The following is a 26,104-nucleotide window of genomic DNA, read 5'->3' on the forward strand; positions in this document are numbered from 1 at the left end:
CTGCTGAAGGATGTTTCGCCTATCGCTGGGCGGAGAAGAGACGTTTGGTGGACCTGAATATTTAAGCGGAAAATGCCTGGAGAATGTCTTCAGCGCTGGCTTTGATGTCGCCGATAATCTCTGTCGCCTGACTTGGGTCCAGACCTAAAGTCTGCCACGCCGTGTCCAGAATCGGCGCCGCCTCAGAAAAATCGTCGCTGTCTAGCTCACATAATACAGCGAGGCTATTTGCGATATGCACCACATATACCAGGTCTGGAATATCCTCCAGTTTATTCGGTGTATGGTGAGCAAGAATACTCTCTTGGATCGACGTCGGCAGTGACCACTGACTGGCCAATTCGTAGCCGACGTCGCTGTGGTCAAAGCCAAAAAAATCTTGCTCGGTTTTATAAGTTTCCAGGCCGTCGTTGTCGAGCAGCGATTGTGAGAAGCATTGTTCGCCACGCTCTTTTGTCGCGTTATATAAAATGAGATCGCCAATATCGTGTAGCAGGCCTGCGGTAAACGCCACGCCGGGCTCAACCTTCCGGCAGATGTTGGCGATATTCTGAGCGATAAGTGCGGTATAAATACTGTGGCGCCAAAATTCGTCAATCGAAAAGGCGGCGTTTTCGACGCCTTCGAAGCAGCGTGCCACCTCGATTCCTGTGAGTACTTGATTGATCGTGCGCGAACCAATGCGGGTAATGGCTTTAGGGACGGTGTTGACCTCTGAGACACTGGGGAAGGCAGCACTGTTTGCCACTCGAAGTAACTTCGCGGTTAAAGCAGGGTCTGATTCAATGAGTTTTGCGACGTCTCGAACGGATCCATCTTCGCTATTAATCACTTTTCCAACTTCAATGGCGATGCTGGGAAAAGACACCAGAGAGCTCGCATTTGTTACCAGTGATTTTGCACTTTCCATTGGCGTAATCCCGGACAAGTTATTTTACAAACAGTCTCATTTGCAGCGCCTTTGCAACAATAGGTATGTTCACTAATTGGGAGTTTCGCAATGTGTGTGCTCAAATTATCAGCATAGAAGTATTGCGCAATTTCGATGAAAAAAGGTGGCTAAGCATGAACATACTTGTGGTCGACGACAGTGCGGCGATGAGAAATATGATTATCAGAACATTGCGTCAAGCAGGCTTCGACGGTAATGACGTTTCTCAGGCTGAAGATGGCGCCATCGCCTTGGAAATGGTGAAAGGCCAGTTGCCTGATTTAGTCCTCGCAGATTGGAACATGCCAAATATGACCGGCATAGAGCTTTTAGAAGCCATGAACGAGGAAGGGCTGAAAACCAAGTTTGGGTTTATAACAACCGAAGCCACATCGGAAATGCGTGCCAAGGCCACAGCCGGTGGCGCGAAGTTTTTGATCTCAAAACCGTTCTCTGTGGACTCCTTTCAAAAAGTACTAAGTGCAATCATGTAGAAGGTAAATCCCATGGCATCACTGTTAAAACCCAAAGCCGGTTCGGTAGCGAGTATGCTCGCCATGCTTTTCGGTGTCGATGACTTAGAGGTGGGCGACGGTGATGCGTCTTTGCCATCATCTGCGATAGGCGCGAGCTATGTCGATGATGAGGGTACACTGGTTGCTATGCTTGTTGCCGATTATCCATTTGCCGCATTTTCGGGGGCCGCACTTTCTATGATTCCCAAAGGTGGCGCTGAGGACATGGCTAAGGACGAGGATCTATCCGAAGGTGTACGGGCTAACTTCTACGAAGTGGCAAACATTTGTTCGCGATTGCTAATGAATGATCAATCCACCCATATAAAGCTGGCAGAGCTAGTCGAAGGCGCTGCATTGGCAGATGCCGTTGGCACCCTAGAGGGCTCAGCGGTGATCGGTTTTACTGTGCCGATTCCACGCTATGGTAATGGCAAGTTGTATTTCGTCGTCTCGTAGTGATGAGAGCGGTAGAAGCGACTGGCGTCGCACGGATGTTCTATTTGTCTGCAGGACTATTATTCCTGTTGCTGGCATTGGCTGGCGTGTTTCTGCCATTGCTCCCGACCACTCCCTTCTTGTTGCTTACCGCAGCATGTTTTTCAAAGAGTTCTGAGCGCTGTCATCAACGCTTGTTGGCAAGTCGTCTTTTCGGTCCGACGATAAAACGCTGGGAGCGTCAGCGCTGCGTAAACTGTCGAACAAAATGGATCGCCGTTTTGTCAATGCTTGCGGTTGGGGGATGCTCGGTTGTCTTTGCGGTGCCAACACTCGCCGGACAAATCGCCTGTGCTGCCTTAATGGCTGTTGGTGGCGCGGTGGTGATTTCTCTGAAGACTTGTATTCTCCACTGACGTTTATCGTAATCGCGGTAGGTGCCATTACTTATGGTCTGTGAGGCAATCGCTGTGATGTACTCAAATTGAAGTTTCAGTGCCTAATCAAGGGGCGTTGCTGTGAGTGCTGCGGAAGATCTGTCTGACGTGAAATTTGAATATCAATTCAAAGATCGCGACTTCAATAAGCTGAAAGAGATCGTGTACGCGCGTACAGGGATTACCTTAGGGGAAGAAAAGCGCCAGCTCGTATACAGTCGCTTTGCCAAGCGTATCCGCAAATTGAATCTTCAAAATTTTTCGCAATACATCGAGTACTTTGAGAAAAATGAGGAATCGGAAGTCACCGATTTTATCAACGCCATCACGACGAACTTCACCAGTTTTTTCCGAGAGCCACATCATTTCGAGTTTCTTAAAAACTTTATTGCCAAACGCGAGATGGCGTCGAGGTATTGCCGTATTTGGTCCGCGGGATGCAGTAGCGGTGAAGAGCCATACAGTATCGCGATGACGGTGTTGGACAGCATTGCTAACCGGGATACCTGGGATATAAAGATTTTGTGCACCGATATCGATACGTCGGTATTGCGCAAAGCAGAACAGGGCGTCTATGACGCAGCGCGCGTAGACGGTGTTGATGAGCGTCTGCGGTCACGTTTTTTTCTGCGCGGAAAAGGCGCGCGTGAAGGATTAGTGAAGATTCGCGATGACGTGCGCACCAATATGGTGTTTCGCCAACTGAATCTTTTAGATGAGTTCCCGTTTAAGAAGGGTTTCGATCTGATTTTTTTTCGTAATGTCATTATTTATTTTGATAAAGACACGCAAAGAAAAATATTCAGCAAAATTGCAAAACTACAACAACCTGGTGACGTGTTGATCATTGGCCACTCTGAAAATCTTGCGGGAGTGACCGACAAGTACGCACTGATCGGAAGAACAATATACCAACGATTAGATAATTAGCCGTCTCTCATGACCAAAGGGTTGAGATAGGGCAGCATAGATAAGTTCAGGAGAAGTCACATGGCAGCGCAGAATACAAAATCCGCAACAGCCCGCCGTACTACCGGCACTGCGAAACCCCCCCGTCGCAGCAAAGCCGACCAACAACAAGTTCAGGAGCTGGCGCGTTGGCGAACGGCCGTCGGTGGGGCCATGACCGCCATCATGATGGTCGACCGCGACCTCGTGGTTACCTATGTGAATGAATCCACGCAAAAGTTACTTGCTAAGCACGCAGATGCGTTGGCGGCCACCTACCCAGGTTTTGATGCGAATAATATTGTGGGTACCTGCATCGATATTTTTCACAAGGATCCCGCCCATCAGCGCGGCTTGCTCGCCAACCCAGCCAACCTGCCACATTCGGCCGATATTCATGTTGGCGAACTTATTTTCAATATCAACGTGACTGCTCAAATTGACGATAGCGGTAATTATATTGGTAATACGCTTGAGTGGTTAGATGTCACTGCTCAACGCGCTCATGAGGATAAGGTTGCGCGGCTACAAACGGCGGTAGATAGTGCCATGACCGCTATCATGATGGTCGATCGTGATTTGACGGTAACCTATGTGAATACGGCAACTGAGGCATTACTGCAGAAGCACGGCACTGCGTTGGCATCGGTATATCCGGGCTTTGACGTGCAAAATATCGTCGGCACTTGCATCGATATTTTTCACAAGGACCCCCAACACCAGCGGCGCTTACTGGCAGACCCCGCCAACCTGCCGCACTCGGCCGATATCCATGTGGGCGACCTCACCTTCAATATCAACGTAACGGCGCAGATAGATGGCAAAGGTAATTACATTGGTAATACCTTAGAGTGGCTCGACGTGACAGACGTTCGAGCTAAGGAGACGGAGGTTGCACGTCTGCAGACAGCTGTTGGCTCGGCGATGACAGCGATTATGATGATTGACCGTGATTTTAACGTCACCTATGTCAACGAATCTACGCAGACCCTATTGGGTAGTCACCGAGAGGCTTTGGCGGCGATATACCCAGGCTTTGATGTCGACAATATCGTTGGCACTTGCATTGATATCTTCCACAAGAATCCCGCTCATCAGCGTAAAATGCTCTCCGACCCAGCCAACCTGCCGCATTCGGCCGATATTCACGTAGGGCACCTGACTTTCAATATTAATGTGACGGCCCAAATTGACGCCAAGGGTAACTACATTGGCAACACCTTGGAGTGGCTCGATGTTACCGAGCAGCGCGCACGCGAAACGCAGGTGGCGGCGTTACAGTCTGCGGTGAACGGCGCTGATGCTAACTTTATGATGTGCGACGCTGATCTGAATATTACCTATGCGAATCCGGCGGTTGTTGAAATGCTGAAAAACCGCGAAGCAATATTGCGCGAGCATTTCCCGGGCTTCTCTGCAGATAATCTTGTCGGCCAGTCCATTGACCAATTTCACAAAAACCCCGCGCATCAGCGTGGCTTGCTTGCCAATGTGGCCGCGCTGCCGGCGAAGGCAGAAATTAAAATTGCTGACCTGGAGTTTGAAGTGAACGCCACGGCAATTTTGGATGCAAACGGCGACTATATGGGGAATATGGTCGAGTGGAAGGATATTACGGAGCAGAAGGACGCCGAGCGGCAGATTGCCAGCCTGATTTCCGCGGCGGCGGAGGGGCAACTTGATCAACGCTTGGACGCGGAGAATTATTCTGGCTTTATGCAGCGGCTCGGGAAGTCTGTTAACGGGCTAATGGATGCCATTGTCGATGATCAGAATAATGCCGAACAGCAAATTAAAGAGCTGGTAGATAGCGCCATTGCTGGCCAGCTTGAAGCACGGATCGATCTGGAGGGGACGACCGGATTCCTGCAGCGTCTCGGTGCGGGTTTGAACAGCCTTATGGACACCATTGCTGAGCCGCTTAGAGAAAGCTCACGGGTTATGGAGGCGCTTGCCGAAGGTGATTTGATGGAAGTGATGGCCGGCCAGTATCAAGGCCAGTTCGCGTCGATGCAGGATGCGGTCAACACCTCTGTGGGTAACCTAAAGGACATGGTGGTACAGATTCGAGAGGCCGCGATGGGTATTCGCAGCTCCGCGTCTGAGATCGCGCAAGGGAACCTTGACTTATCGAACCGCACGGAGGCTCAGGCCGCGTCCCTGGAAGAAACGGCATCCAGCGTTGAGCAATTTACTGCGACGGTTAAGCAGAACGCTGAGAATGCCTCACAGGCAAATAACCTGGCTTCCGGCGCACGGGGCCAAGCCGAGAAAGGTGGCGATGTGGTTGGCCGCGCGGTCGATGCAATGCGCGAGATTAATTCTTCTTCGAAACGTATTTCTGACATCATCGGGGTGATCGATGAGATAGCTTTCCAGACCAACCTGCTTGCGCTTAATGCTGCCGTTGAGGCCGCACGTGCCGGAGAGCAGGGGCGTGGTTTCGCTGTGGTGGCATCAGAGGTACGTAATTTGGCGCAACGCAGTGCGGAGGCCGCCAAAGAGATTAAAACCCTGATTAAAGACAGCGTCGAGAAGGTCGAGGAAGGCTCAAGATTGATCGACGAGTCTGGCTCAACGCTTGAAGAAATTGTTCAAAGCGTGAAAAAAGTATCGGACATTATCTCTGAAATCGCGCTGGCCAGTCAGGAGCAGGCAGCTGGCATTGAGCAAGTGAATAAAGCGGTATCAGAGATGGATAAAGTGACCCAGGAGAATGCGGCACTGGTAGAGCAGGCTGCGGCGGCGAGTCAGTCAATGGATACCCTCTCTTCTGGCCTCAGTGATCGTATGAACTACTTCAAAATTGGTGACCAGGTCGAGGCGCCCATGGGCCATGGCGTAGCGCCTGCAAGCAAGACGGTGGCACCGCTGCGTAGCCCCTCCAGAGCGAAGCCCGAGGCAGCGGGAAGCAATGCAAACTATCACGGCGTAAGTGGTAAGCGCGTATCCGGCGGCGACGAGTGGGAGGAATTCTGAGTGCATTGAAAGTCACTCAGGGAAGGGGATAAGGCGTTCATTGGTTAGAGGTGTTTATGCCGGAGCAGCGTATTAAGGTATTGGTGGTTGATGATTCAGCGTTGATTCGGCATTTACTGACGGAAATTCTGTCTGCAGACCCGGGTATTGAGGTGGTCGGCGTAGCCTCAGACCCGTTTATCGCCAGAGAAAAAATTAAGCGGCTATCCCCAGATGTGATCACCCTCGATGTAGAAATGCCGCGCATGGATGGCTTACAGTTTTTGCGCAATATTATGCGCCTGCGGCCGATGCCTGTGGTGATGGTGTCATCTTTAACTCAGGCAGGTGCGGCAGTTACTCTTGAGGCCTTGGAGCTTGGCGCGGTGGATTTTGTCGCGAAGCCCGAGGTCGATGTTGCAGAGGGGATCAAGGCCTATGCCGACGACTTAATTGAGAAGGTTAAGGCGGCGAGTGTCGCCAATGTAAGCCGCTTAGCGAGCGAGGTGGAGCACAAAAAGTTAGCGAGTAAAAAGGCGAAGAAAACGGCCTTGAACTTTGGTACTACCGATAAGATTTTGGCGATTGGCGCTTCCACGGGTGGAACCGAGGCGATTCGCGAGGTCCTGCAAGGGCTACCTGCCGACACACCTGGCACGGTCATCGTTCAGCATATACCGGGTATGTTTAGCTCGGCTTTCGCCAAACGTATGGATGGCTGCAGCGAGATGACGGTATGTGAAGCGGAAGACGGTATGCGGGTGCTGCATGGTCACGTATATATTGCGCCAGGGGGCAAGCACTTACGGTTGCGACGCGACGGTGCGCGCTATTATTGCGTGGTTGATGAGACTGAGCCGGTCAATCGTCATCGGCCCTCTGCCGATGTGTTGTTTGAGTCAGTGGCCCGTGAGATGGGCAAAAATGCAATGTGTGTATTGCTCACCGGCATGGGAAAAGATGGCGCCGCTGGCATGCTGGCGATGCGTGAGGCGGGCGCCCTGACGCTTGCTCAGGACGAAGCCAGTTCGGTGGTATGGGGGATGCCGGGCGCGGCATATCAATTGGGCGCTGTACAGGAATTGCTACCGCTGAAGAAAATTGCGCCTAGGCTCTCTGAGCTTTACCACGCCTCTAAAGCCAGCAAGGAGCTGGCGGTGGTGAAGGGGCATTAGTGTTGCCTGATATTATTCCGACCGGGACTCTTTTCGACGGTTGCTTCCCATCACAATCGTTGCATCATTCAATGCTCGGGTAACCTGTTTTTGCAGGGCTGCACGCTCTTCGTTGCTCATGTACATAAGTATATCGATAGCATAGCGAACATACTTTGGCGGCAGTGCGTTTAGCGTCAGACAAAAAAGGTCTTGCAGATAGTCGTTGTCATGTTTTTCGGCCAGTCCACGCAGGGCAATCTCTTCTTCCACCAGCGTTTCCATGTAATTTTTAATATCTTCTGCCAAACGCATCGTGCTCTCCTTGGATTTCGCTATCGCCTTGGGCCGTACTGACGCTATTAATGATAGTGTCAGGTGCTTCGGTCGAGGGCGGTATACGGTATATCCGAGGGGCGCGTGGGAGAGGGACTAATCAAACACTTTCTTGCGAAGGGCTTTGATGTTTCCCCGTTTGGTTTTGCTGTCCATCCTTTTTGCTTTGGCGCTTTTGCTGGGCTTGGTGGGGCGACGTGCTTTGCGGGTGACGGCGACGCTGCGGATCAGTGCCTGAAGGCGTTGCAGGGCATCTTCTCGATTTTGCTCCTGAGTGCGAAATTGCTGAGCTTTAATCACCACAATACCGTCTTTGCTGATGCGCTGATCTTTCAGGGCCAGAAGTTCTGTTTTATAAAACTCAGGCAGTGACGACGCGCGAATATCAAAGCGGAGGTGTATGGCCGAAGACACCTTGTTGACATTTTGGCCGCCCGCACCCTGAGCGCGAATCGCACTCAGTTCAATTTCGTTATCAGGTAAGCGGACGGCGTTAGAAATTTCCAGCATTTTCGGTAAAGCGCTATTCGTTGCGATTGTGTGGGCGACTGTAGTCGATGTCTGGGCCGACAGGTACGACCTGCGTGGGATTGATCATCGGGTGGCTGACGTAATAGTGCCGTTTGATATGAGAAAAATCCACCGTATCGGCCACGCCAGGCCATTGGTATAGGTGGCGAAGGTAGTTTGACAGGTGAGGGTAGTCCTCGAGGCGCTGACGGTTGCACTTGAAATGCCCATGATAAACGGCATCAAAGCGAATAAGGGTGGTGAAAAGCCGCCAGTCGGCTTCGCTTATCGTGTCGCCGCACAGAAAGCGCTGTGTACCGAGCTGGTTTTCAATCGTGTCCAAGGCTGAAAAAAGCGCGTCGTAGGCGTCTTCATAGGCCTGTTGCGTTGTCGCAAAGCCGCAGCGATACACGCCATTATTTACCTTGTTGTAGATCTCGTCGTTGATGGCATCTATATCCGCTTGCAGCGATTCAGGGTAGTAGTCCAGCGTTTTTTCAGCGAGGTCTGCAAAGGCGCCATTGAATTGCCGAATAATATCGGCGGACTCGTTATTTACGATACGCTGTTGTTTTTTATCCCATAACACCGGCACGGTAACGCGCCCGCTGTAGTCGTGCTGGTTTCGGGTATACAGTTCGTGCAAGTACTTTGCGTTGTGCAGCGGATCGCCGCTGCTGCCCTGGTCAATATCAAAGGTCCAGCCGTGTTCAAGCATGATTGGGCTTACCACGGAAACAGAGATCAGTGACTCAAGCTTTTTTAAGCGGCGAAAAATCAGCGCTCGGTGTGCCCATGGGCAGGCTAGCGATACATACAGGTGATAGCGGTCGGCTTCTGCCGGAAATTCATCGCTACCAATTTGGCCGCGAAACTGTGATTGTTCGCGCTTGAATTCCCCTTGATTGTTCTCTGTATCGTACCAGCGGTCGTGCCACTTTCCGTCTATGAGTAAACCCATCGTTCTCTCCGTATCTCAGTGTTCAGGGATAGTGTATGGCCGGAGCGATTCAGTATGGGTCGTGTTTGTTGTTGAATCCGATCGAAAAAACCGATGCCTCTTCTACAGGGTTCGTTGAGTGACACGATAACTGGCGTGTTTCCTGCAAGTGAATTGCCTACAAAGCGGCAGAGGGGATGCCGGCGAGGTGTCATGTGGTCGTCAACTGCGCTTGCTAGCGTTAGAGGCCGATCAATGTGGCGATGAAATTCGCGATAGGGGGCAATGAGGATGCGGGATCTGAATCGAGATAAGTCGTCGACGATAGCGGCCCTGACGGGTAAGCAGGTGCTGATTACCGGTACGACCGGGTTCCTGGGCAAGGTGTTGTTGGAGAAGATTCTGCGCACCACGCCCGGTGTGGGCGGTATTTACTTGCTGATGCGGGGCAATCGCCATTTTCGTGATGCCACTGATCGCTTTCGGGAAGAAGTGATCCGCTCCTCCATTTTTGACACCTTGCGACATGAACTGGGGCAAGAAGGCTTTGAGGCGCTGATTGCAAGTCGCGTTCACTGTGTGACGGGGGAAATTACTGCACCGCGGTTTGGTCTGACGCGTGCAGACTTTACGGCGCTGGCTGACAAGCTCGATGTGGTGATCAATTCCGCAGCGAGTGTAAATTTTCGTGAAGAGTTGGATCGAGCGCTGGAAATTAATACGTTCTCCCTGGAAAACGTCGCCAAACTCTGTGAGTTGGGGGGGAATATACCTCTTGTTCACGTGTCCACTTGCTATGTAAACGGCTACCGAGCGGGTGATATCCACGAGACGTCCGAGCGGCCTGTTGGGCTGGCGTTACCTGAGGGGCCGGGTAGATTCTACGAAACCTCGGCCTTGATTGAGCGCCTGCAACGCCTGGTTGAGGCGTTGCGCGGGCAATACGAGGGGCGGGCGCTAAAGGCCAAGCTCATAGAGCATGGCGCGAAGGAAGCGCAAGCTGCGGGCTGGAACGATACCTATACCTTCACCAAGTGGCTGGGTGAGCAATATTTGTACAAGGTGATGCGAGGCTATTCGCTGACGGTGGTTCGTCCGTCGATCATCGAGAGTACACTGCGCGAGCCAAACCCCGGGTGGATTGAGGGGGTCAAGGTCGCCGACGCGGTGTTGATGGCATATGCGCGCGGCAAGGTTGCGTTCTTTCCCGGTAAGCGGGCCGGGGTGATCGATATTATTCCGGCCGATCTCGTGGCCAATGCGGTATTGCTCTCGACAGCCGAGCAGCTGCTCGAGCCGGGCCAGCATCGCATCTATCAATGTTGTAGCGGTGGCCGTAACCCACTAATGCTGGGAGACTTTATTGACCACTTGGTGGCAGAGGCCAGCAGTCATCACGGTGACTACGACAAGCTGTTTAACGCGCCGCCCCGCCGGCGATTTACGGCGGTGGATAAGCGCGTGTTCAGTAGCGTCGCAATGTGCGTTCAGGTGGCGCTGACGATCGTTGGCGCGATACTGCGTCGACTCGGGCGGCGCGGCAAGCTCAGGGCGCGGCGAAATATCGACACCGCCGTCGAGCTCTCCAAAATATTCTCTTTCTATGCTCAGCCCAATTACTGCTTTCACGGCGACAAGTTGCTCTCATTATCGAAGTCGATGGGCGCTGTCGATCAGGAGTTGTTTCCCGTGGATGCCGGAGTGATTGATTGGCAGCACTATATTCGCCAGGTTCATATGCCGGGATTAAATCACTATGCGCTGCAGGGGCAGCCTTCAGTGAGGTCACAGCAGCGGCGCGAGGAAGTGAAAACGGCGTCGAAAAACCTGACGGCGACCGAGGCTTGAGTGGACGGTGGGCAATTAGAACCGATTTTTCTGGACTCTGTGAGAGAACCTTTTTTACAATCCAAGGGCCTTGGCGACCAAAAACGACGATTTTTCGCGCTTTTGGTATGATCTAGGTCAATAAAATAACAATCCGTTGTCGGAGTTCGTGGGGCGATGCACCTCAGGTTTTCGCAAGGCAACGACTCGCTGTGCTGTTAGGAGACTTATGCGACATACTGCCAGTGTAACTCTGGTGTTGGCCGCTATTTGGCTGGGGAATTCCGGCCATTATGATGCGCTGTTACTGAGCTTTGGGGTTGTGTCCATCGCCCTCGTGCTGTGGATCACTCATCGTATGGATGTTGTCGATCACGAGTCACAGCCGCTGCATCTCACCACAAAACTTCCTGCTTACTACTTCTGGTTGTTCAAAAAAATCGTCGCCAGCAATATCGACGTGGTGATACGTGCCTGGCGGGGACCGTCGTCAATCAGCCCGCAATTCGAGCGAGTACCGGCCCCTCAGAAGACGGATATCGGCCGGGTGATTTACGCGAACTCCATCAACCTGACGCCGGGTACGCTCTCTGTGGTGGTTGAAGACGATTATATTTTGGTGCACTCCCTCAGTAGTGACGGCATGGCTGAGCTGAAAAGCGGTGAGATGAGCCGACGAGTTTGCGGGTTGGAAGAGTGATGCTGACAGTTACCACAGTGACGTTGCTACTGGTTATGGCCTTGGCGCTGTCCCGAGCGTTTGTAGGCCCCACCGTATTTGATCGCATTCTTGCAGCGAATATGTTCGGAACCAAAACCGTCCTATTGATAGCGGTGATTGGCTTTCTATTTGGTCGGCCAGAATTTTTAGATATTGCGATGGTATACGCGCTGATTAACTTTATTGGCGTGATCGGTATGCTCAGGCTTATTGAGTACCTGGAAGATGAAAATAGCAGTAGCCAAGAGGAGGACGCGTGATGGAGACCTATGAGTTATTGAGCGCCGTCCTGCTCGCCGCTGGCAGCTTCTTATTATTGTCTGGCGGTATTGGCGTGTTACGTTTTCCCGATGTGTACAGCCGTATGCATGCAGCCGGGATTACTGACACCCTCGGTGCATGCCTGATACTGCTGGCGCTGATGTTGCTCGCTGGCTTTAGCCTGGTACTTCTCAAATTGATGATGATACTGGCGTTTTTGCTGATTACCGGCCCAACATCCAGCCATGCTTTGGGCAAGGCGGCGTGGAAGGCAGGCGTAAAGCCGTTAACCGGAAAGTCGCTGCAGCGGTAAATGTGATAGAGGCCCGGAGGATTTCGCCATAGAACTTTTTATCGATATCAGTTTGCTGAGTATGCTGATTGCCACCGCGATTGGTATAGCGGTGAATCGCGACCTGCTGTCTGTGGTGATGTTGTCGTCGATCTACGGACTGCTGTCCGCCAATTTCTTTGTGACAATGGATGCCGTGGATGTGGCGTTTACTGAGGCGGCCGTGGGTGCCGGAATTTCGCCGCTGCTTATGTTTACAACCATGGCGATTGTCGGACGTTACGAAAAGCTTCCCCATCGCTGGTCGCTGTCTGCCCTGGTGTTGGTGAGCATCACTGGTGCATTGTTGTTAGTGGCTACCATGGATATGCCCGCGTTTGGTGCGCCGGATGCGCCGGCACAGCAGCATGTTGCGCCGCGCTACATCGAGCAATCGGGACAAGAAGTGGGTATTCCCAACATTGTGACGTCGGTGCTGGCGACCTATCGCGGCTTCGATACGTTTGGTGAGGTCACGGTGATTTTTACCGCCGGCGTCGGTGTGCTGTCATTGCTGATGGTTGGCGACAGGGCGACCAAACCGCTTTCCAGTCACTTACTGAAGGCCAGTCAACATAAAATTCTGCGTATCGTCAGCAAGGTGCTGATCGCGCCTATTCTGCTTTTCGCTCTGTACGTTCAGTTCCACGGCGACTATGGCCCCGGTGGCGGCTTCCAGGCAGGGGTGATCTTTGCCGCGGCGATAATTGTTTACACCATGTTGTTCGGGCTGGATTCCGCTCGCCAGGTGATTGATCAAGCCTGGGTAAGGGTGATGGCGGCGGTCGGTGTGCTGTTGTATGGCGCCGTCGGTGTGGTCTCCATGGTTAACGGTGGCAACTTTCTTGACTACGATGTGCTGGCCAAGGATCCACTCCACGGCCAACACTACGGCATCATCGTTATCGAACTGGGCGTTGGCATTACCGTTGCGGCGGTAATGGTGCTGATTTACTTCTCCTTTGCCGGGCGCTTGGTCGACAGGGGGCATCAAGATGACTGACATGCTGCTTACCCATTACAACTACTGGGTTGTGATGGTGTTGATGATGATTGGTTTTTATATCGTGATCGCCCAGGGCAATCTGGTCAAAAAGCTGGTGGGTTTGAACATCTTCCAGACCTCGGTGTTCATTTTGTATATCAGCGCGGGCAAGGTATCGGGCGGCAGTGCTCCCATTTTGGATGACGCGATTTCGGTCTACTCCAACCCGCTGCCCCACGTATTAATTCTGACTGCGATTGTTGTGGGCATTGCGACCACTGCACTAGGGCTGGCGCTGATTATTCGCCTGCGCGAGGCATACGGCAGTGCGGAAGAAAAAGATATTCAGGAACAGAATCAGTGTTGAGTCACCTTCCCATACTGCAGGTTATTTTACCGCTTCTTGCGGCGCCGTCGTGCTTAATTCTTGGTCGCCCGGCGCTGGCGTGGGGGTTTAGCTTTGCTACCAGTGCTGCCGCCATGCTCATTAGCATGCTGTTGCTGCAACAGGTTTGGTTAGAGGGGCCTATTAGCTATTTTCTCGGCGGCTGGGAAGCGCCCTGGGGGATCGAATACTGCATAGACCTGCTCAATGCCTTTTTACTGCTGATCGTCTCGTCGTTAAGCACGGTAGTGTTGGCGGGAACCCGTCAGAGCGTGGCGGCAGAGGTCGAGCCGAATAAACAGACACTTTTCTACGTGTCGTGGTTGTTATGCCTCGCCGGCTTACTCGGCATTCTCGCAACAGGCGATGCATTCAATGTTTTCGTCTTCCTGGAAGTGTCGTCGCTGTCGACCTACACGTTAATCTCCCTAGGCCGCGACCGCAAAGCGCTGTGGGCCAGTTACCAATACCTGATTGTTGGCACCATCGGCGCCACCTTTATCCTGATTGGTATTGGCCTCATGTACATGATGACCGGCACCCTCAATATGCAGGACCTCGCCCAGCGCCTGCCTGTTGTTGCAGACACTCGCACGGTTTTCGCTGCCTATGCCTTTGTGATTGTTGGCGTGTGTTTGAAGTTGGCGCTGTTTCCGCTGCACCTGTGGTTGCCCAATGCGTATGCCTATGCCCCGTCGGCCGTTACCGCATTTCTCGCGGCGACAGCGACGAAAGTTGCGGTGTACTTGCTAATTCGCTTCAGCTTTACGGTATTTGGTGCCGACTTCGGCGCCATGGATATACCCCTTCATCAACTATTTATTGCCCTGGGCTTGATTGCGGTGTTCAGCGCGTCGCTGGTGGCAATCCTGCAGATCGACATTAAGCGCGCGATCGCCTATTCAAGTGTCGCTCAGATCGGTTACATGATTATCGGTTTGGGACTCGGCAGTGCGGCGGGCTTGCAGGCAACCCTGTTGCATTTATTTAACCACGCGCTGATGAAAGGTGCGTTGTTTATGAGCCTGGCAGCCGTGGCGCTGCGTATGGGCAGCACACGCCTGGATGACTTGGCTGGCTTGTCTCAGCGTATGCCGCTGACTGCAATGGCTTTTGTCCTCGGTGGTTTGAGCCTCATCGGCGTGCCGCTGACCGTCGGGTTTATTAGCAAGTGGTATTTGGTTATCGCGACACTGGAAATGGGCATGTGGCCGGTTGCGGTACTGATACTGGTCGGCTCTTTACTTGCCGTTATGTACATTTGGCGCGTTGTGGAGGTGATGTACTTCCGCGACCCGCCGGCATCGAGTCAGGTTTCAGAAGCTCCCGTCAGTGTATTGCTGCCGCTCTGGTTACTGGTGGTCGCCAATATTTATTTCGGTATCGATACGGCGCTACCCGTATCCGTGACGGCTGATGCGGCCCAAGCGCTGTTGGGGTGGGGCAAATGACAATGACCACAGAACTGTTGATCAGTCTAACGATTCTTACGCCTGTATTGGCCGTGCCGGGTATTTTATTGTTTGGCAACAAGCAAAACCTGCGTGAAGCGGTGTCACTCATTGCCGCCGCGGCGTTGACCTGGCTGTCAGTGAACCTCTTTCAGCAGTTGCAGGCGGGCACCGTGCTGGCCGCGCAGTGGTGGGAGCTATTGCCAGGCTTGACGATCGCCTTCCATGTCGAGCCCCTCGGGATGATGTTTGCGCTAATAGCGAGCTCGCTGTGGTTTGTGACAGTGGTGTACGCCATCGGTTATATGCGCGGCCATAACGAACAGAATCAAACACGATTCTATGCCTGCTTTGCTGTGGCGATCGCCGCGGTGATGGGTGTTGCCCTTGCCGAGAACCTGTTTACGTTATTTGTATTCTACGAAGTACTGTCGCTTTGCACCTACCCACTTGTTACCCATGCGGGCACGGATAAAGCTAAGCACGGTGGCCGTGTCTATCTGGGCATTTTGTTGAGTACGTCCATCGCGTTTTTCCTGCCGGCGATGATTATTACCTGGATGCAAAGCGGCACACTGAGCTTCACAGCGGGAGGCGTTTTCGAGGAAGGGACGTCCGTTGTTTTGCTGTCGGTGTTGTTGTTGCTATTTGCCTTTGGTGTCGGCAAGGCCGCATTGATGCCGTTCCACCGATGGTTGCCGAGTGCGATGGTGGCGCCGACGCCAGTTTCAGCGTTGCTTCACGCCGTGGCGGTGGTGAAGGCCGGGGTCTTCACCGTGTTGAAGGTCGTGGTATTTATCTTTGGTATTGATGCGGTGCAGTCGCTACCGGTCACGCAGTGGCTGATCTATCTGGCATGTGCGTCTATTCTGCTGGCGTCGCTAGTGGCCATGCGCCAGGACAATATTAAGGCGCGATTAGCATATTCCACCATCAGTCAGCTTGGCTATATTACCTTGGGCGCCTTCCTTGCCAGCGCCAATGGCGTGTTGGGAAGTGCCTTGCACATTGCCATGCATGCGGCGGGCAAAATCACCCTGTTTTTCTGTGCAGGGGCAATTTATGTTGCCGCGCATAAAACGCTGGTGAGTGAGCTGGACGGCTTAGGTAAAAAAATGCCTTATACCTTTGCGGCCTTCACCATTGCGGCCTTGTCGATTATTGGCTTGCCACCCACGGGTGGCACATGGAGCAAATGGACGCTGATGCTGGGGGCTGTTGATAGCGATCAGCTATTTGTATTGGCAGTGTTAGCGCTGAGTTCGCTGTTGAATATTGTTTACCTTTTGGAATTACCGGCGCGGGCCTTTCTGCGCGCTGCTCCTGCTCGTGAAAGCGATCACCATGGTGGGGAAGCGCCGTGGCCATCACTATTGGCGCTGTGCGTAACGGCGCTCAGTTGTATTGTGCTGTTTTTTACCGCAGGGCCCATTATGCAGTTTCTGCAAGGAATTAGCCTGACATGAAGACATCGGAAAAAAAGGCATGGCTGGAGCAGCCAGCCAATGTCGACAAGTTGGTCTACCTGGTCTATCTGATTTGTGGCGTCTTACTCGTCGCTGAATTTTTTTACGAAAAGCACCCTTATTTTGGCTTTGATGGATCTTTCGGCTTTTACGCGGGCTTCGGATTTTTGGCGTATTGCACGATCGTTTTCTCTGCAAAGGCGCTGCGTCGTGTGTTGAAACGTAGCGAGGATTATTATGGCGAATGATTGGCTGATGAATCCCGCCCTGTTGATGATGTTGGCAGGGCTGCTGGCGATTCGCCTTCCCAAGAAATTGCTGGGCCCCATAGCGGTGGTAACCCCGGCATTGGGCTTGCTAATGCTTTGCCAGTTGCCCAATGGTGAGCAGGGGATTGTTTCCTTATACGGTCTAACACTGACAACGCTGCGCGTGGACGGCCTCAGTTTCGTATGGGCGGTGATCTTTCATATTGCTGCGATACTGGCGGGGCTGTATGCCTGGCATGTGAAAGATCGCATGCAGCAATCTGCAGCGCTGGTATATGCCGGTGCTGCGATTGGCGCCGTGTTGGCGGGCGACTTGCTGACCTTGTTCTTGTACTGGGAGTTAACAGCCATTTCCTCTGTGCTGTTGATCTGGGCAAACCGCACGGCACGCGCGTATACCGTGGGCCTGCGCTACTTGGTTATTCAGGTGATTTCCGGCTTGTTATTAATGGCCGGCGCGATTGTTCACTATCAAGCGACAGGCTCGTTGACCTTTGATCACCTCGGCTTAGACAGCCCCGGTGGCTGGATTATTTTCCTGGCCTTCGGCATCAAATGTGCGTTTCCACTTTTGCACAATTGGTTGCAAGACGCCTATCCAGAGGCTACCGCAACGGGGACCGTGGTCCTGTCGGCGTTCACCACCAAGTTGGCGGTTTACGCTCTGGCGCGGGGCTTTGCCGGCGAGGATATATTAATCACCATTGGCGCGGTGATGACGGCGTTCCCGATCTTCTTCGCAGTAATTGAAAACGATCTGCGGCGGGTACTCTCCTACAGCCTGAATAACCAGCTTGGCTTTATGGTTGTTGGCGTTGGTTTGGGCACCGAGCTGGCGTTGAATGGCGCCGCGGCCCACGCCTTTGCGCACATCCTTTACAAGGCATTGTTGTTTATGTCGATGGGGGCTGTGCTGTTGAGAGTTGGTACGGTTAAGGCCAGTGAGCTGGGCGGCTTGTATAAATCCATGCCGTGGACCACGCTGTTTTGTATTATTGGTGGTATGTCAATTTCAGCGTTCCCGCTCTTCTCTGGCTTTGTTACCAAGTCAATGATTCTTACCGCGGCAGCTGCCGAGCACCAGTGGTTGGTCTGGACGGTGCTGCTGTTTGCCTCAGCCGGGGTATTGGATCACTCGGGTATAAAGGTTCCGTTCTTCTCCTTCTTTTATCACGACGCCGGGCACCGGGTGAAAGAAGCACCCTGGAACATGCTGCTGGCAATGGGGGTAACGGCCTTCCTGTGTATTGCTATTGGTGTTTGGCCCGAACCCTTATATGCAATTCTGCCTTTCCCGGTGGATTACAAGCCCTATACCAGCTATCACATCATCACGCAGTTGCAGCTACTGATGTTTGCCGCGCTGGCGTTTTGCGTGTTAATTCGCAAAGGCTGGTACCCGGAAGAGATTCGCTCAACGAACTTGGATTTCGACTGGGTATACAGACGTCTGTTGCCGGCCGTCGTGAAGAAGCTGTTGGCGTGGATGTGGCGACTCGATTCGGCAGTGCGAGCTGTGGCTATGAAGGCCGTTCATGCCGTTATTGAAAAAGTGGCTCAGAGCCACGGACCGGGCGGAGTGATGTCGCGCAACTTGTCTACGGGCACCATGGTAAGTTGGCTGTCGGTATTCTTGGCGCTGTATTTATTCTTTAGCTTTTACTGGTAAGCTGTTCCCAGATTAGGCGTTGTGACGGGAGCTTTGGCTCCCGTTTTTTGTTTGGGTGATCACTGGATAATTGAGGAGTACCAGCCATGCGTAGCGTGTCATTGTGTCTACTGATCTGTTTTCTGTGCGGCTGTACCTCATATCCTGCCGGGGCGCCGCCGGTGACTAACTTTGTACTCGATCGCTATCTCGGGCAGTGGCATGAAATCGCTCGGCTGGATCATCGCTTTGAGCGCGGTTTAAGCAAGGTTACCGCGCAGTACGAACGCCGAGACGATGGCGGGGTACGCGTGATTAACCGAGGCTTTGACGCGGAGGCTGGCGAGTGGAAAGAGGCAGAAGGTCGCGCCTATTTCGTTGGGGATGCGTCGGTTGCACATTTGAAAGTGTCATTTTTTGGCCCTTTTTATGCGTCTTATGTCGTGTTTGGCTTGGACGAGAATTACCAGCACGCCTTCGTTTCTGGGCCAGACCACAACTATTTGTGGTTGCTGGCGAGGGAGCCTGTGGTTAGTGAGGACGTTTGGCAGTCCTTTTTGCTCAAGGCTGAGCAAGCGGGTTTTGACACTGGGGCGTTGATACGCCCTTAATCGTGATCTAAGGTCAGCAGATAGCGATTGTGTTAAGCGCATCGATCAACAAGGAGAGGATGAGATGACGCAAGCTGCGATGCCTTCATCGTCGGCGGAAAATATGGCCAAGGTCGTCTATGTGCTGTATCTGGTCAGTCTGGTATTTGGTATCACCGCCATCGTTGCGGTTGTAATTGCTTACATCAATCGAGATGACAGCGCCCCCTGGTTGCGAAGTCACTATCAATTTCAAATACGCACATTTTGGATTGGCGCGCTTTACGTCACGCTGGGCACGGTATTGTCCTTGGTGCTGGTGGGCTGGCTTATTTTATTTTTTTGTCTAATATGGCTGGTAGTGCGCTGTATCAAAGGGCTCAAAGCTCTGGACGCACGCGAGCCATACCCGGATCCCCTCGGCTGGCTGTTTTAACCTCATTTCAATTTCCTCCACAGACACGCTCGCCGCGCGAGGGTGTTCGCTATGTCGCATAGGTGGAAAGGCTGGACGTAACAAAGAGAGACATCATGGATATCAGGCCAAATATTACTATTTCATCCTTGGACGCGGAGCGTCTTGAGGCTTTGCTGGACTCGCCGGCGGCGGCCAATGCGCCGGGCTGTGAGGAGTTGGAGGTCGAGCTGGGGCGCGCAGAAATTGTTTCGCCAAGCGACATGCCGCCCTCAGTAGTGAGTATGAACTCGACGGTGCGCTTTAAAGAAGTTTCGACTGACCGCGAGTTTTGTATGACCTTAGTATACCCGCGGGATGCTGATGGTCAGGGTGATAAAATCTCGATTTTGGCGCCGGTAGGAAGCGCTTTGCTGGGGCTTTCTCAGGGCGATACTATCGAGTGGCCAAAGCCCTCTGGTGGTGTATTGCAGGTGCGAATAGAAGAAGTGATTTATCAGCCCGAGCGGGCGGGCGAGCTTCATCGCTAGTACGACTGGAATTTATTTCAGCGATGAGGGTCTGTTAGCTATCACTATGCCGCCCCTAACGAGGACAATACGATGAATCTCTTTTCCCGAAGTAGTGCCGCCATGCTGGGCGTCAGCCTGATAATCGGTCTGGCCTCGTTGGGGGTGTTGCTTGCCGGTGCCGTTCATGACTTTAAACAGTATGAGCGCAGCGTGCGTGTGAAAGGCTTGTCTGAACGTGAGTATAAAGCTGATATTGTCATCTGGCCCATTCAATATACCTTGGCCAGCAATCAGCTCGGCGCGCTCTATGATCAGCTTGAAGCGAATGCGGCAGCGGTTAGCCGCTTTCTGCTTGAAAATGGCATTAACGCGCAGGAGATCACGCGGGCGGCACCCGTCATTATCGATAAATCGGCACAACAATACGGTGGCGGCGGACGCGCGGAGTTTCGCTACACCGCGAGCCAGTCGGTAACGGTATATTCCACGAAGGTGGACGCCGTCCGTGAGCTGATGGGCCAGGTTTCGCAGCTAGGTAAGCAGGGGATTGTGTTAACGGGCGGTGATTACCAGTCGCAGACCGAGTATCTGTTTACGCGCTTGAATGAAGTCAAACCGGTGATGATCGAGGAAGCCACGACGAAAGCCAGAGAAGTTGCGCTAAAGTTTGCTGCAGACTCACAGAGCGTTCTGGGCAAAATCAAACTCGCGAGCCAAGGCCAGTTCTCGATCAGCGACCGCGATCGCAACAATCCGCATATAAAGCGTTTGCGGGTTGTGTCGACGGTAGAATACTACCTGTCTGACTAAGGTTCACAGCAGGGGGAGGTTGGCGCTAGTGAATCGCTCCTTCTCCTGATACATTCTACATCGTGAGCCAGCGCTGTCTCCCTGCGCTGCCAAAGGATATGGAACGCACTCTCAAGGACGATAACAATGAACACACCAATCAATAAAACCCTCCGCTATTGTCTCGCTATGTCATTCGTTGTGGTGGGCGCGAATGTGACCGCCGGTACGGCAACTATCGAATCAGATGGGGAGCGAAATACTCTGGAGTTTCGCGGTGAAGAGTACCTGCGTATGCAGACAGACCGCGATGGCTACATGTTACACAGAAACGGCACGCTCTATGTTGTCAGTGGTGCCGAGGGCGAGGAGACCGTTATTGACGCCTCCGCGGCGATGAAAATGTTCGGGGGAATGATGCCCGATGTAGGCCCGAGCGCGACGGGCGTTCACAGCTTGCGAAATACCGGCCGAAAAGAAACGGTGGCAGGTGTGAAAGGTGAGGTGTGGATCGCCGATTACACTGATGAAGAGGGCCGGCATCAGGTGGAAATGGTGCTATCAAAGGATGCCGCCGCCAGGGAAATGCGCGATGCCATGATGGGCTTCATGCGCAGCATGATTAAAGCCAGTGGATCAAATTCTGATCAAGCCGATGAGATGTTCGAGCAGTTGCGAAAGCGCGGCTACGGGTATCTTCGTGTCGGCAATGACATGAAAGTTGTCGCGTTATCGGGCAAGAAAATCGATAAGGGGCGTTTTGCGTTGCCTGCGGAGCCGATGCAGATGCCTAACTTGGGCAACTTTGGTGCTGCGATTTCAGCAGGTGCTGAAGTGGAAAGTGATGAGCAGAACGCGCAGGGCAGTGCCGGCTTTAGTTTTGGCAGCATCTTTCAACAAAAGGCTGAACGCCAGCAAGAACGAGCAAAGGATAGAACGGAAGAGGAAGTCGACAAACAAACTGATAACGTTGTCGATAAGGCGTTAGATAAGGCTTTTAATAAACTCTTCGGTAACTGAGGCAGCGCGCTGTTTGGAGGCTGGCAGGGGCACTGCCAACCTCCGCGCCGTCATCAATGAGCTTGGCGGCGTGATTTCACCGCAAAGGTGAACAGGCGTTGATAGCCCGCCGGGAAGGCGCGCGCTAAAAAGTCAAAAACCCGGGCGTCCGGGCCGATCAGTACGCGGCGGCGATTTTTCTCCACGCCTTTGATAATCACTTTTGCGGCACTCTCTGGCGTATTGAAGAATAGCTTTTCAAACTGATTTACGGCGTCATTGGCGCTGTTGCCGGTGGCCGCGGCCACGCTGGCGTTCACCTTTGAGCGCTTTGCGATGTTGGTTTTAATCCCACCGGGGTGAACGCAGGTGGCGCTAACGCTGGAATCCGTCAGCTCCAGGTCCTGCCGCAGTGACTCGGTAAAGCCCCGCACCGCGTACTTACTGGCGTTGTAGCCGCTCATTAGTGGTTGTGCGGTTAAGCCAAACACGCTTGATATATTGACGATATGCCCGCTTCCGGACTGCTCCAGCAGGGGGAGGAAGGCCTTGCTGCCGTAGACCGTTCCCCAGAAATTAATGTCCATAATCCACTCGTATTCTTCCAGGCTTAAGCCCGCTACGGTGCCTGACAATGCTACGCCCGCATTGTTGATGACGATATTCACTTGACCGTGATCGCGCTGCACCGTGTCGGCCCAGTTGAATACCGCTGCTTTATCGCTGACATCCAGCACTTGCTGAGTGACTTTTAGGTCGCTGGCGGGAATAAGGCGGACCGTTTCCTCGAGCCCGCTTTCATCGATATCGGCCAGCGCCAAGTGGCATTTCTTTCCCGCCAGTTGCAGGGCGAGGGCCCGGCCTATTCCCGAGCCAGCACCTGTAAGCGCGACGACCTTACCGGCTAGGTTTTTCATTGGGCTGACTCCGAGTATTTGCTCAAAAACTGTTGGTAGCGCGCGGCACTCTCTGCGGGAATTTCCAGCATGGGCATATGGCCGATGCCTTCCCACACGGTGATTTCCAGCGTAGGAATCGCCGTGCGCCAGGTGTCGACACTACTCACATGGATAAGTTGGTCTTCACTGCCCCACAGTAATAAAGCAGGCGAGCGCAGACTTGCCAATCGTGGTTCTAGCAAGGCGGTACTGTGAAAGTCATTGAAGATTTCAGCGAGTTCAGTGCGACGCTGTTGGTAGTCTTCAGCCATTGCATCCAGCACGACGCCGGGCATCCACGGCGGCTTGGTCATCGTCATCGCGTAGAACTCACGGAACTGATCGCGTTTTTCAACGAGGAAGGGGTTGCGCCCTTCGGCGAGTAATTTTTGCATTGTGCTGGGCTCAGGCGAATTCACTCCCGCCGGGTCTACGAGCCCGGTCGTTAATACCCGCTCTGGGTAGCTGAGTGAAAAGTCGGCGCTGATGAAACCACCCATGGAGTTGCCGATGATATGCACCTGGTCGATGTTCAGCGCATCCAACAGGCCTTGGAGGCGCCGGGATTGCGCGGTGATACTGTAGTCGCCGCCACTGACAAATGCGGTGTCACCGTGACCGGCCATATCCGGGATAATAATGTGGTAGTCGTCGACGAAGTGTTTGGCAAAGCGTAGCCAGACATTTTTGTCGGCGCTGTAGCCATGCAGCATCAGCAATGTGGGCTGCTCTGGGTTGCCGCCTTGATACAAGCTCATCTCCAATTCGCCGATATCGACACGGCGCTCTTTGAAGCCATAGATCGATGCCTCGCCTGCCATGCTGGCGGTGTACAGGAGGTGCCCTAAAGCGGGGTAGCTGTGATAACTCCACAGTCCACCGGCAATCAGGGTGACAAATGCAATCAGCAGAAACTTTTTCACGAGCGCGTTCCTTTATTGTGTTGGAATTATTATGGCGGGTTAAGGTTGTTTGGGGTATTCGCTTAGGTCGATGACCGGGCGCATTTCGCGCCATATGATACTGCTTAGCCACTTAAGTGGGACGAAGCGCGCGCCCAACCAGGTTTTGCCCGACCCGTTGCCGTACACCAGGCGCGGCTGGTTGCGGCGAATACAGGTGATGAGTTTGGCGGCAATTGCCTCCGGTTTGGTACTGAGGAAGTGGTCGGAGAAAGCGCGGCTGCGATCCTGGCGCGCAATATTTGTGTCGATGCCGCCCGGGTGCACGAGGTGGACTTGAATGGGGCTGGTATGCAGTTCGGCCATCAGTGCTTCGGTATAGCCGCGCACCGCAAATTTACTGCCGCAGTAGTCACTGTGATTCGGTGTGCCCACCAAACCGAAGATGCTGGAAATATTGACAATGGCACCTTCATTATTGGCCTGTAGGTGGGGGAGAAAGGCCTGGCAGCCGTGGATAACGCCGAAGTAGTTCACATCCATTACGCGGCGATAGTCACTAAGGTCTGTTGCCCAAGTTGGTTTGGCGCTACCTTCGATGCCGGCGTTATTGATAACAATATGTGCCGGCCCCAATTGACGTTTCACCGCGTCGGCAAAATCCGTCATGGCGGCATGGTCGCTGACGTCTACGCTCTGATGAAAGACATCTGCCGAGTTGGTGTCTAGCTGCGCCACGGTCTCCGTCAGGCCGTCGCTGTCGAGGTCGCACAGCGCGAGTTTGCAACCTTGAGCGGAGAAAGCATGGGCGTAGGCGCGGCCCATACCCGAGCCGGCCCCCGTGATTACAACAACTTTGTTAATCAGGTTTTTCATTATTTTGCCTAGGAAAGTTGGTGGTCGTTGGGGCGGAAATTCCGTGTCCAGCGTCGATAGGTGAAACTGAAGCCCGGGAACATGGCGATGACATGGCCACTTTTGCTCTGATACCAGCTGTTGCAGCCGCCGGACTTCCACACGGTGCGCTCCATTTCGCTGTGGATGTGCTCGGTGTAGCGTTTCTCTGCGTCGCGATTGACCTCAATAGTCTTACTATTGCTGCGTTGAACCGCGCGAATGCTGTTCATGATGTAGTCCATCTGCGCCTCGATGATCACGATGGCCGAGGTGTGGCCGATGCCGGTATTCGGCCCTGTCACCACAAATAAATTCGGGAAGCCGGGCATACTGGTGCCCAGGTACGCCCGTGGGAACTCCGCCCATGCCGATTGCAAGGTTTGGCCGCCGCGGCCTTCAACGGAGTATGAGATAACACCGTCAGTGGCATCGTAGCCGGTGGAATAGACGATCAAGTCCAGATCCAGGTCTTGGCCCTGCTGCGTGCGAATGCCGCGCTCGGTGATCTCGGCAATGCCGTCTTCGCTGCTGTGAAGCGTGACGTTATCGCGGCAGTAGGCGGGGTAGAGGGTATCTGACAAGATGATACGTTTGCAGCCGATGGTGTAGTCCGGCGTTACTTTAGCGCGCAGCTCAGGGTCGGCAATCTGTTTGTTAATGTGCTTGAGGGCGCGGCGTTTGGCGAGAATATTCAGCATGGCTTCGGAGTATTTAAAGCCAATAACGCGGCTCTCCAGTGCCCAATAAACGGCTTGGCGAAGTAGCTTGTACGCCCAGCGGCGCCGCAGAATCGCGCGTTGCCAAGGTTTGAATCGATAGTCTGGGCGTGGAATCACCCAGTGGGGACTGCGTTGAAAGACATGCAATTGCGCAACGTCTTCTGCGATAGTGGGAATCACTTGTGCTGCACTGGCGCCACTGCCAATAATCGCCACCTTTTTACCGCGGTAGTCGTAATTGTGATCCCAATTATTAGTGTGGAAGCTGTGCCCCTGGAAGCGCTCGCGACCTTTGAAAGCCGGAATAACCGGGGTGCTTAGCGGGCCAGAGGCATTAATGATAAATTGCGCGAGAAAGCGGCGGCCGTCCTCACAACTCACCTGCCACTGTTGCGACGCTTCCTGCCAGCGAATACTGCTGACATTGCAGCCAGTGCGTGTTTTCTCTCTGAGACGGTGTTTATCGATGACGTGATTGGTATAGCGTTGTAGCTCGTCACCGTCGGCAAACATTTGTGACCAGTCATAGGGCTCTGATGCGATGGAGTAGAGCGCTGATTGCACATCTACCGCGGCGCCGGGGTAGGTATTCTGGCACCAGGTGCCGCCCATAAAGTCGCGTCGTTCGAGGATGACGTAGTCATCGATACCATTTTTCTTCAGGTTTATTGCCGCGCACTGCCCCCCGAAGCCACTGCCAATAATCACAACCTGATGGCGGCTTGCCTGCTGTTGTTCACTCATCGTTGTTTTTCCTATCTGTGAGCAGCCCATTTGGCTATATCTGATGACAAGTGTCTTCACTTTACTTTTGACGACGCGTGATGTCAAA

29 protein-coding genes are annotated in these 26,104 nt (G+C 53.2%); 21 read left to right on the top strand and 8 right to left on the bottom strand.

Annotated features, from left to right (window positions below; all coding sequences use genetic code 11):
* Positions 1-61: 61 nt before the first annotated feature.
* Positions 62-910 (bottom strand): HDOD domain-containing protein, encoded by an 849-nt coding sequence (locus B3K78_RS04880; RefSeq protein ID WP_286694530.1) that lies wholly within the window; start codon positions 908-910, stop codon positions 62-64.
* Positions 911-1,065: 155 nt separating this feature from the next.
* On the opposite strand from B3K78_RS04880, the gene B3K78_RS04885 reads away from it, so the two are divergent.
* The 6 genes from B3K78_RS04885 to cheB all read left to right on the top strand — a co-directional run bounded on the left by B3K78_RS04885 (position 1,066) and on the right by cheB (position 7,402).
* Complete coding sequence (locus B3K78_RS04885; RefSeq protein ID WP_204995318.1) at positions 1,066-1,425, top strand: response regulator; 360 nt, start codon at positions 1,066-1,068, stop codon at positions 1,423-1,425.
* A 12-nt stretch (positions 1,426-1,437) separates the two neighbouring features.
* Positions 1,438-1,905: a hypothetical protein gene (locus B3K78_RS04890; protein WP_286694531.1), complete on the top strand. Its 468-nt coding sequence runs from the start codon at positions 1,438-1,440 to the stop codon at positions 1,903-1,905.
* Positions 1,906-1,940: 35 nt separating this feature from the next.
* Positions 1,941-2,300, top strand: coding sequence for a DUF454 family protein (locus B3K78_RS16860; protein WP_414711281.1), 360 nt, complete (start codon positions 1,941-1,943; stop codon positions 2,298-2,300).
* 102 nt (positions 2,301-2,402) lie between these two features.
* Complete coding sequence (locus tag B3K78_RS04895) at positions 2,403-3,251, top strand: CheR family methyltransferase (protein ID WP_286694532.1); 849 nt, start codon at positions 2,403-2,405, stop codon at positions 3,249-3,251.
* 60 nt (positions 3,252-3,311) lie between these two features.
* Positions 3,312-6,248, top strand: a complete 2,937-nt coding sequence (locus B3K78_RS04900) for a methyl-accepting chemotaxis protein (RefSeq protein ID WP_286694533.1) — start codon at positions 3,312-3,314, stop codon at positions 6,246-6,248.
* Positions 6,249-6,304: 56 nt separating this feature from the next.
* Positions 6,305-7,402, top strand: coding sequence for a protein-glutamate methylesterase/protein-glutamine glutaminase (gene cheB / locus B3K78_RS04905; RefSeq protein WP_286694534.1), 1,098 nt, complete (start codon positions 6,305-6,307; stop codon positions 7,400-7,402).
* Between the two features lie 12 nt (positions 7,403-7,414).
* Here the strand turns inward: cheB and B3K78_RS04910 are convergent, their stop codons facing one another.
* From B3K78_RS04910 to B3K78_RS04920, 3 genes are all read right to left on the bottom strand, one after another.
* Positions 7,415-7,696, bottom strand: a complete 282-nt coding sequence (locus tag B3K78_RS04910) for a late competence development ComFB family protein (protein ID WP_204995324.1) — start codon at positions 7,694-7,696, stop codon at positions 7,415-7,417.
* 117 nt (positions 7,697-7,813) lie between these two features.
* Positions 7,814-8,227: an alternative ribosome rescue aminoacyl-tRNA hydrolase ArfB gene (gene arfB / locus B3K78_RS04915; protein ID WP_027874717.1), complete on the bottom strand. Its 414-nt coding sequence runs from the start codon at positions 8,225-8,227 to the stop codon at positions 7,814-7,816.
* Between the two features lie 13 nt (positions 8,228-8,240).
* Positions 8,241-9,188 carry a glutathione S-transferase family protein gene (locus B3K78_RS04920; protein ID WP_286694535.1) on the bottom strand — a complete coding sequence of 316 codons (948 nt, stop codon included), beginning with the start codon at positions 9,186-9,188 and terminating at the stop codon, positions 8,241-8,243.
* Positions 9,189-9,458: 270 nt separating this feature from the next.
* On the opposite strand from B3K78_RS04920, the gene B3K78_RS04925 reads away from it, so the two are divergent.
* The 15 genes from B3K78_RS04925 (at position 9,459) to B3K78_RS04995 (ending at position 21,837) form a co-directional block, all read left to right on the top strand.
* On the top strand, positions 9,459-11,015 hold the full coding sequence (locus tag B3K78_RS04925; RefSeq protein ID WP_286694536.1) for a fatty acyl-CoA reductase: 1,557 nt from the start codon (positions 9,459-9,461) through the stop codon (positions 11,013-11,015).
* 208 nt (positions 11,016-11,223) lie between these two features.
* Complete coding sequence (locus tag B3K78_RS04930) at positions 11,224-11,694, top strand: Na+/H+ antiporter subunit E (protein WP_204995328.1); 471 nt, start codon at positions 11,224-11,226, stop codon at positions 11,692-11,694.
* Complete coding sequence (locus tag B3K78_RS04935) at positions 11,694-11,975, top strand: MrpF/PhaF family protein (protein WP_204995329.1); 282 nt, start codon at positions 11,694-11,696, stop codon at positions 11,973-11,975. The genes B3K78_RS04930 and B3K78_RS04935 overlap by 1 nt, the downstream gene beginning before the upstream one ends.
* A complete protein-coding gene (gene mnhG, locus B3K78_RS04940) occupies positions 11,975-12,289 on the top strand; it encodes a monovalent cation/H(+) antiporter subunit G (protein ID WP_204995365.1) in 315 nt (104 codons plus the stop codon). The genes B3K78_RS04935 and mnhG overlap by 1 nt, the downstream gene beginning before the upstream one ends.
* Before the next feature lie 46 nt (positions 12,290-12,335).
* Complete coding sequence (locus B3K78_RS04945; protein ID WP_286694558.1) at positions 12,336-13,310, top strand: Na(+)/H(+) antiporter subunit B; 975 nt, start codon at positions 12,336-12,338, stop codon at positions 13,308-13,310.
* Positions 13,303-13,659 (top strand): cation:proton antiporter subunit C, encoded by a 357-nt coding sequence (locus B3K78_RS04950; protein WP_036256799.1) that lies wholly within the window; start codon positions 13,303-13,305, stop codon positions 13,657-13,659. The genes B3K78_RS04945 and B3K78_RS04950 overlap by 8 nt, the downstream gene beginning before the upstream one ends.
* Positions 13,653-15,128, top strand: coding sequence for a monovalent cation/H+ antiporter subunit D family protein (locus B3K78_RS04955; protein WP_204995330.1), 1,476 nt, complete (start codon positions 13,653-13,655; stop codon positions 15,126-15,128). Before B3K78_RS04950 ends, B3K78_RS04955 begins: the two co-directional genes overlap by 7 nt.
* Positions 15,125-16,594: a proton-conducting transporter transmembrane domain-containing protein gene (locus B3K78_RS04960; RefSeq protein ID WP_286694537.1), complete on the top strand. Its 1,470-nt coding sequence runs from the start codon at positions 15,125-15,127 to the stop codon at positions 16,592-16,594. The genes B3K78_RS04955 and B3K78_RS04960 overlap by 4 nt, the downstream gene beginning before the upstream one ends.
* A complete protein-coding gene (locus B3K78_RS04965) occupies positions 16,591-16,842 on the top strand; it encodes a hypothetical protein (RefSeq protein ID WP_286694538.1) in 252 nt (83 codons plus the stop codon). Before B3K78_RS04960 ends, B3K78_RS04965 begins: the two co-directional genes overlap by 4 nt.
* On the top strand, positions 16,832-18,532 hold the full coding sequence (locus tag B3K78_RS04970; RefSeq protein ID WP_286694539.1) for a Na(+)/H(+) antiporter subunit D: 1,701 nt from the start codon (positions 16,832-16,834) through the stop codon (positions 18,530-18,532). Before B3K78_RS04965 ends, B3K78_RS04970 begins: the two co-directional genes overlap by 11 nt.
* An 86-nt stretch (positions 18,533-18,618) precedes the next feature.
* Positions 18,619-19,122, top strand: a complete 504-nt coding sequence (locus B3K78_RS04975; RefSeq protein ID WP_286694540.1) for a lipocalin family protein — start codon at positions 18,619-18,621, stop codon at positions 19,120-19,122.
* A 64-nt stretch (positions 19,123-19,186) separates the two neighbouring features.
* Complete coding sequence (locus B3K78_RS04980) at positions 19,187-19,537, top strand: DUF4870 family protein (RefSeq protein ID WP_286694541.1); 351 nt, start codon at positions 19,187-19,189, stop codon at positions 19,535-19,537.
* 95 nt (positions 19,538-19,632) lie between these two features.
* Positions 19,633-20,046: a nucleoside diphosphate kinase regulator gene (rnk, locus tag B3K78_RS04985; protein WP_027874731.1), complete on the top strand. Its 414-nt coding sequence runs from the start codon at positions 19,633-19,635 to the stop codon at positions 20,044-20,046.
* Positions 20,047-20,118: 72 nt separating this feature from the next.
* A complete protein-coding gene (locus B3K78_RS04990; protein WP_286694542.1) occupies positions 20,119-20,838 on the top strand; it encodes an SIMPL domain-containing protein in 720 nt (239 codons plus the stop codon).
* A gap of 126 nt (positions 20,839-20,964) precedes the next feature.
* Positions 20,965-21,837 (top strand): hypothetical protein, encoded by an 873-nt coding sequence (locus B3K78_RS04995; protein ID WP_204995334.1) that lies wholly within the window; start codon positions 20,965-20,967, stop codon positions 21,835-21,837.
* A gap of 53 nt (positions 21,838-21,890) precedes the next feature.
* Here the strand turns inward: B3K78_RS04995 and B3K78_RS05000 are convergent, their stop codons facing one another.
* The 4 genes from B3K78_RS05000 to B3K78_RS05015 are packed head-to-tail and all read right to left on the bottom strand — an operon-like array spanning position 21,891 to position 26,016.
* Positions 21,891-22,733 carry an SDR family NAD(P)-dependent oxidoreductase gene (locus B3K78_RS05000; RefSeq protein ID WP_286694543.1) on the bottom strand — a complete coding sequence of 281 codons (843 nt, stop codon included), beginning with the start codon at positions 22,731-22,733 and terminating at the stop codon, positions 21,891-21,893.
* Complete coding sequence (locus tag B3K78_RS05005) at positions 22,730-23,677, bottom strand: alpha/beta fold hydrolase (RefSeq protein ID WP_286694544.1); 948 nt, start codon at positions 23,675-23,677, stop codon at positions 22,730-22,732. Before B3K78_RS05005 ends, B3K78_RS05000 begins: the two co-directional genes overlap by 4 nt.
* Before the next feature lie 39 nt (positions 23,678-23,716).
* On the bottom strand, positions 23,717-24,532 hold the full coding sequence (locus tag B3K78_RS05010; RefSeq protein ID WP_286694545.1) for an SDR family NAD(P)-dependent oxidoreductase: 816 nt from the start codon (positions 24,530-24,532) through the stop codon (positions 23,717-23,719).
* Between the two features lie 8 nt (positions 24,533-24,540).
* Complete coding sequence (locus B3K78_RS05015) at positions 24,541-26,016, bottom strand: flavin-containing monooxygenase (protein WP_286694546.1); 1,476 nt, start codon at positions 26,014-26,016, stop codon at positions 24,541-24,543.
* Between the last annotated feature and the right edge of the window lie 88 nt (positions 26,017-26,104).

Origin of the sequence: Spongiibacter sp. UBA1325 (assembly GCF_002306875.1) — a bacterium.
Lineage (GTDB): Bacteria > Pseudomonadota > Gammaproteobacteria > Pseudomonadales > Spongiibacteraceae > Spongiibacter > Spongiibacter marinus.

Excerpts from the sequence above, each read along its gene's own strand:
- B3K78_RS04880 (WP_286694530.1), bottom strand. The coding sequence starts at position 910 with ATGGAAAGTGCAAAATCACTGGTAACAAATGCGAGCTCTCTGGTGTCT.
- B3K78_RS04885 (WP_204995318.1), top strand. The coding sequence starts at position 1,066 with ATGAACATACTTGTGGTCGACGACAGTGCGGCGATGAGAAATATGATT.
- B3K78_RS04890 (WP_286694531.1), top strand. The coding sequence starts at position 1,438 with ATGGCATCACTGTTAAAACCCAAAGCCGGTTCGGTAGCGAGTATGCTC.
- B3K78_RS16860 (WP_414711281.1), top strand. The coding sequence starts at position 1,941 with ATGTTCTATTTGTCTGCAGGACTATTATTCCTGTTGCTGGCATTGGCT.
- B3K78_RS04900 (WP_286694533.1), top strand. The coding sequence starts at position 3,312 with ATGGCAGCGCAGAATACAAAATCCGCAACAGCCCGCCGTACTACCGGC.
- cheB (WP_286694534.1), top strand. The coding sequence starts at position 6,305 with ATGCCGGAGCAGCGTATTAAGGTATTGGTGGTTGATGATTCAGCGTTG.
- B3K78_RS04910 (WP_204995324.1), bottom strand. The coding sequence starts at position 7,696 with ATGCGTTTGGCAGAAGATATTAAAAATTACATGGAAACGCTGGTGGAA.
- arfB (WP_027874717.1), bottom strand. The coding sequence starts at position 8,227 with ATGCTGGAAATTTCTAACGCCGTCCGCTTACCTGATAACGAAATTGAA.
- B3K78_RS04920 (WP_286694535.1), bottom strand. The coding sequence starts at position 9,188 with ATGGGTTTACTCATAGACGGAAAGTGGCACGACCGCTGGTACGATACA.
- B3K78_RS04925 (WP_286694536.1), top strand. The coding sequence starts at position 9,459 with ATGCGGGATCTGAATCGAGATAAGTCGTCGACGATAGCGGCCCTGACG.
- B3K78_RS04930 (WP_204995328.1), top strand. The coding sequence starts at position 11,224 with ATGCGACATACTGCCAGTGTAACTCTGGTGTTGGCCGCTATTTGGCTG.
- B3K78_RS04935 (WP_204995329.1), top strand. The coding sequence starts at position 11,694 with ATGCTGACAGTTACCACAGTGACGTTGCTACTGGTTATGGCCTTGGCG.
- mnhG (WP_204995365.1), top strand. The coding sequence starts at position 11,975 with ATGGAGACCTATGAGTTATTGAGCGCCGTCCTGCTCGCCGCTGGCAGC.
- B3K78_RS04950 (WP_036256799.1), top strand. The coding sequence starts at position 13,303 with ATGACTGACATGCTGCTTACCCATTACAACTACTGGGTTGTGATGGTG.
- B3K78_RS04960 (WP_286694537.1), top strand. The coding sequence starts at position 15,125 with ATGACAATGACCACAGAACTGTTGATCAGTCTAACGATTCTTACGCCT.
- B3K78_RS04965 (WP_286694538.1), top strand. The coding sequence starts at position 16,591 with ATGAAGACATCGGAAAAAAAGGCATGGCTGGAGCAGCCAGCCAATGTC.
- B3K78_RS04970 (WP_286694539.1), top strand. The coding sequence starts at position 16,832 with ATGGCGAATGATTGGCTGATGAATCCCGCCCTGTTGATGATGTTGGCA.
- B3K78_RS04975 (WP_286694540.1), top strand. The coding sequence starts at position 18,619 with ATGCGTAGCGTGTCATTGTGTCTACTGATCTGTTTTCTGTGCGGCTGT.
- B3K78_RS04980 (WP_286694541.1), top strand. The coding sequence starts at position 19,187 with ATGACGCAAGCTGCGATGCCTTCATCGTCGGCGGAAAATATGGCCAAG.
- rnk (WP_027874731.1), top strand. The coding sequence starts at position 19,633 with ATGGATATCAGGCCAAATATTACTATTTCATCCTTGGACGCGGAGCGT.
- B3K78_RS04990 (WP_286694542.1), top strand. The coding sequence starts at position 20,119 with ATGAATCTCTTTTCCCGAAGTAGTGCCGCCATGCTGGGCGTCAGCCTG.
- B3K78_RS04995 (WP_204995334.1), top strand. The coding sequence starts at position 20,965 with ATGAACACACCAATCAATAAAACCCTCCGCTATTGTCTCGCTATGTCA.
- B3K78_RS05000 (WP_286694543.1), bottom strand. The coding sequence starts at position 22,733 with ATGAAAAACCTAGCCGGTAAGGTCGTCGCGCTTACAGGTGCTGGCTCG.
- B3K78_RS05010 (WP_286694545.1), bottom strand. The coding sequence starts at position 24,532 with ATGAAAAACCTGATTAACAAAGTTGTTGTAATCACGGGGGCCGGCTCG.
- B3K78_RS05015 (WP_286694546.1), bottom strand. The coding sequence starts at position 26,016 with ATGAGTGAACAACAGCAGGCAAGCCGCCATCAGGTTGTGATTATTGGC.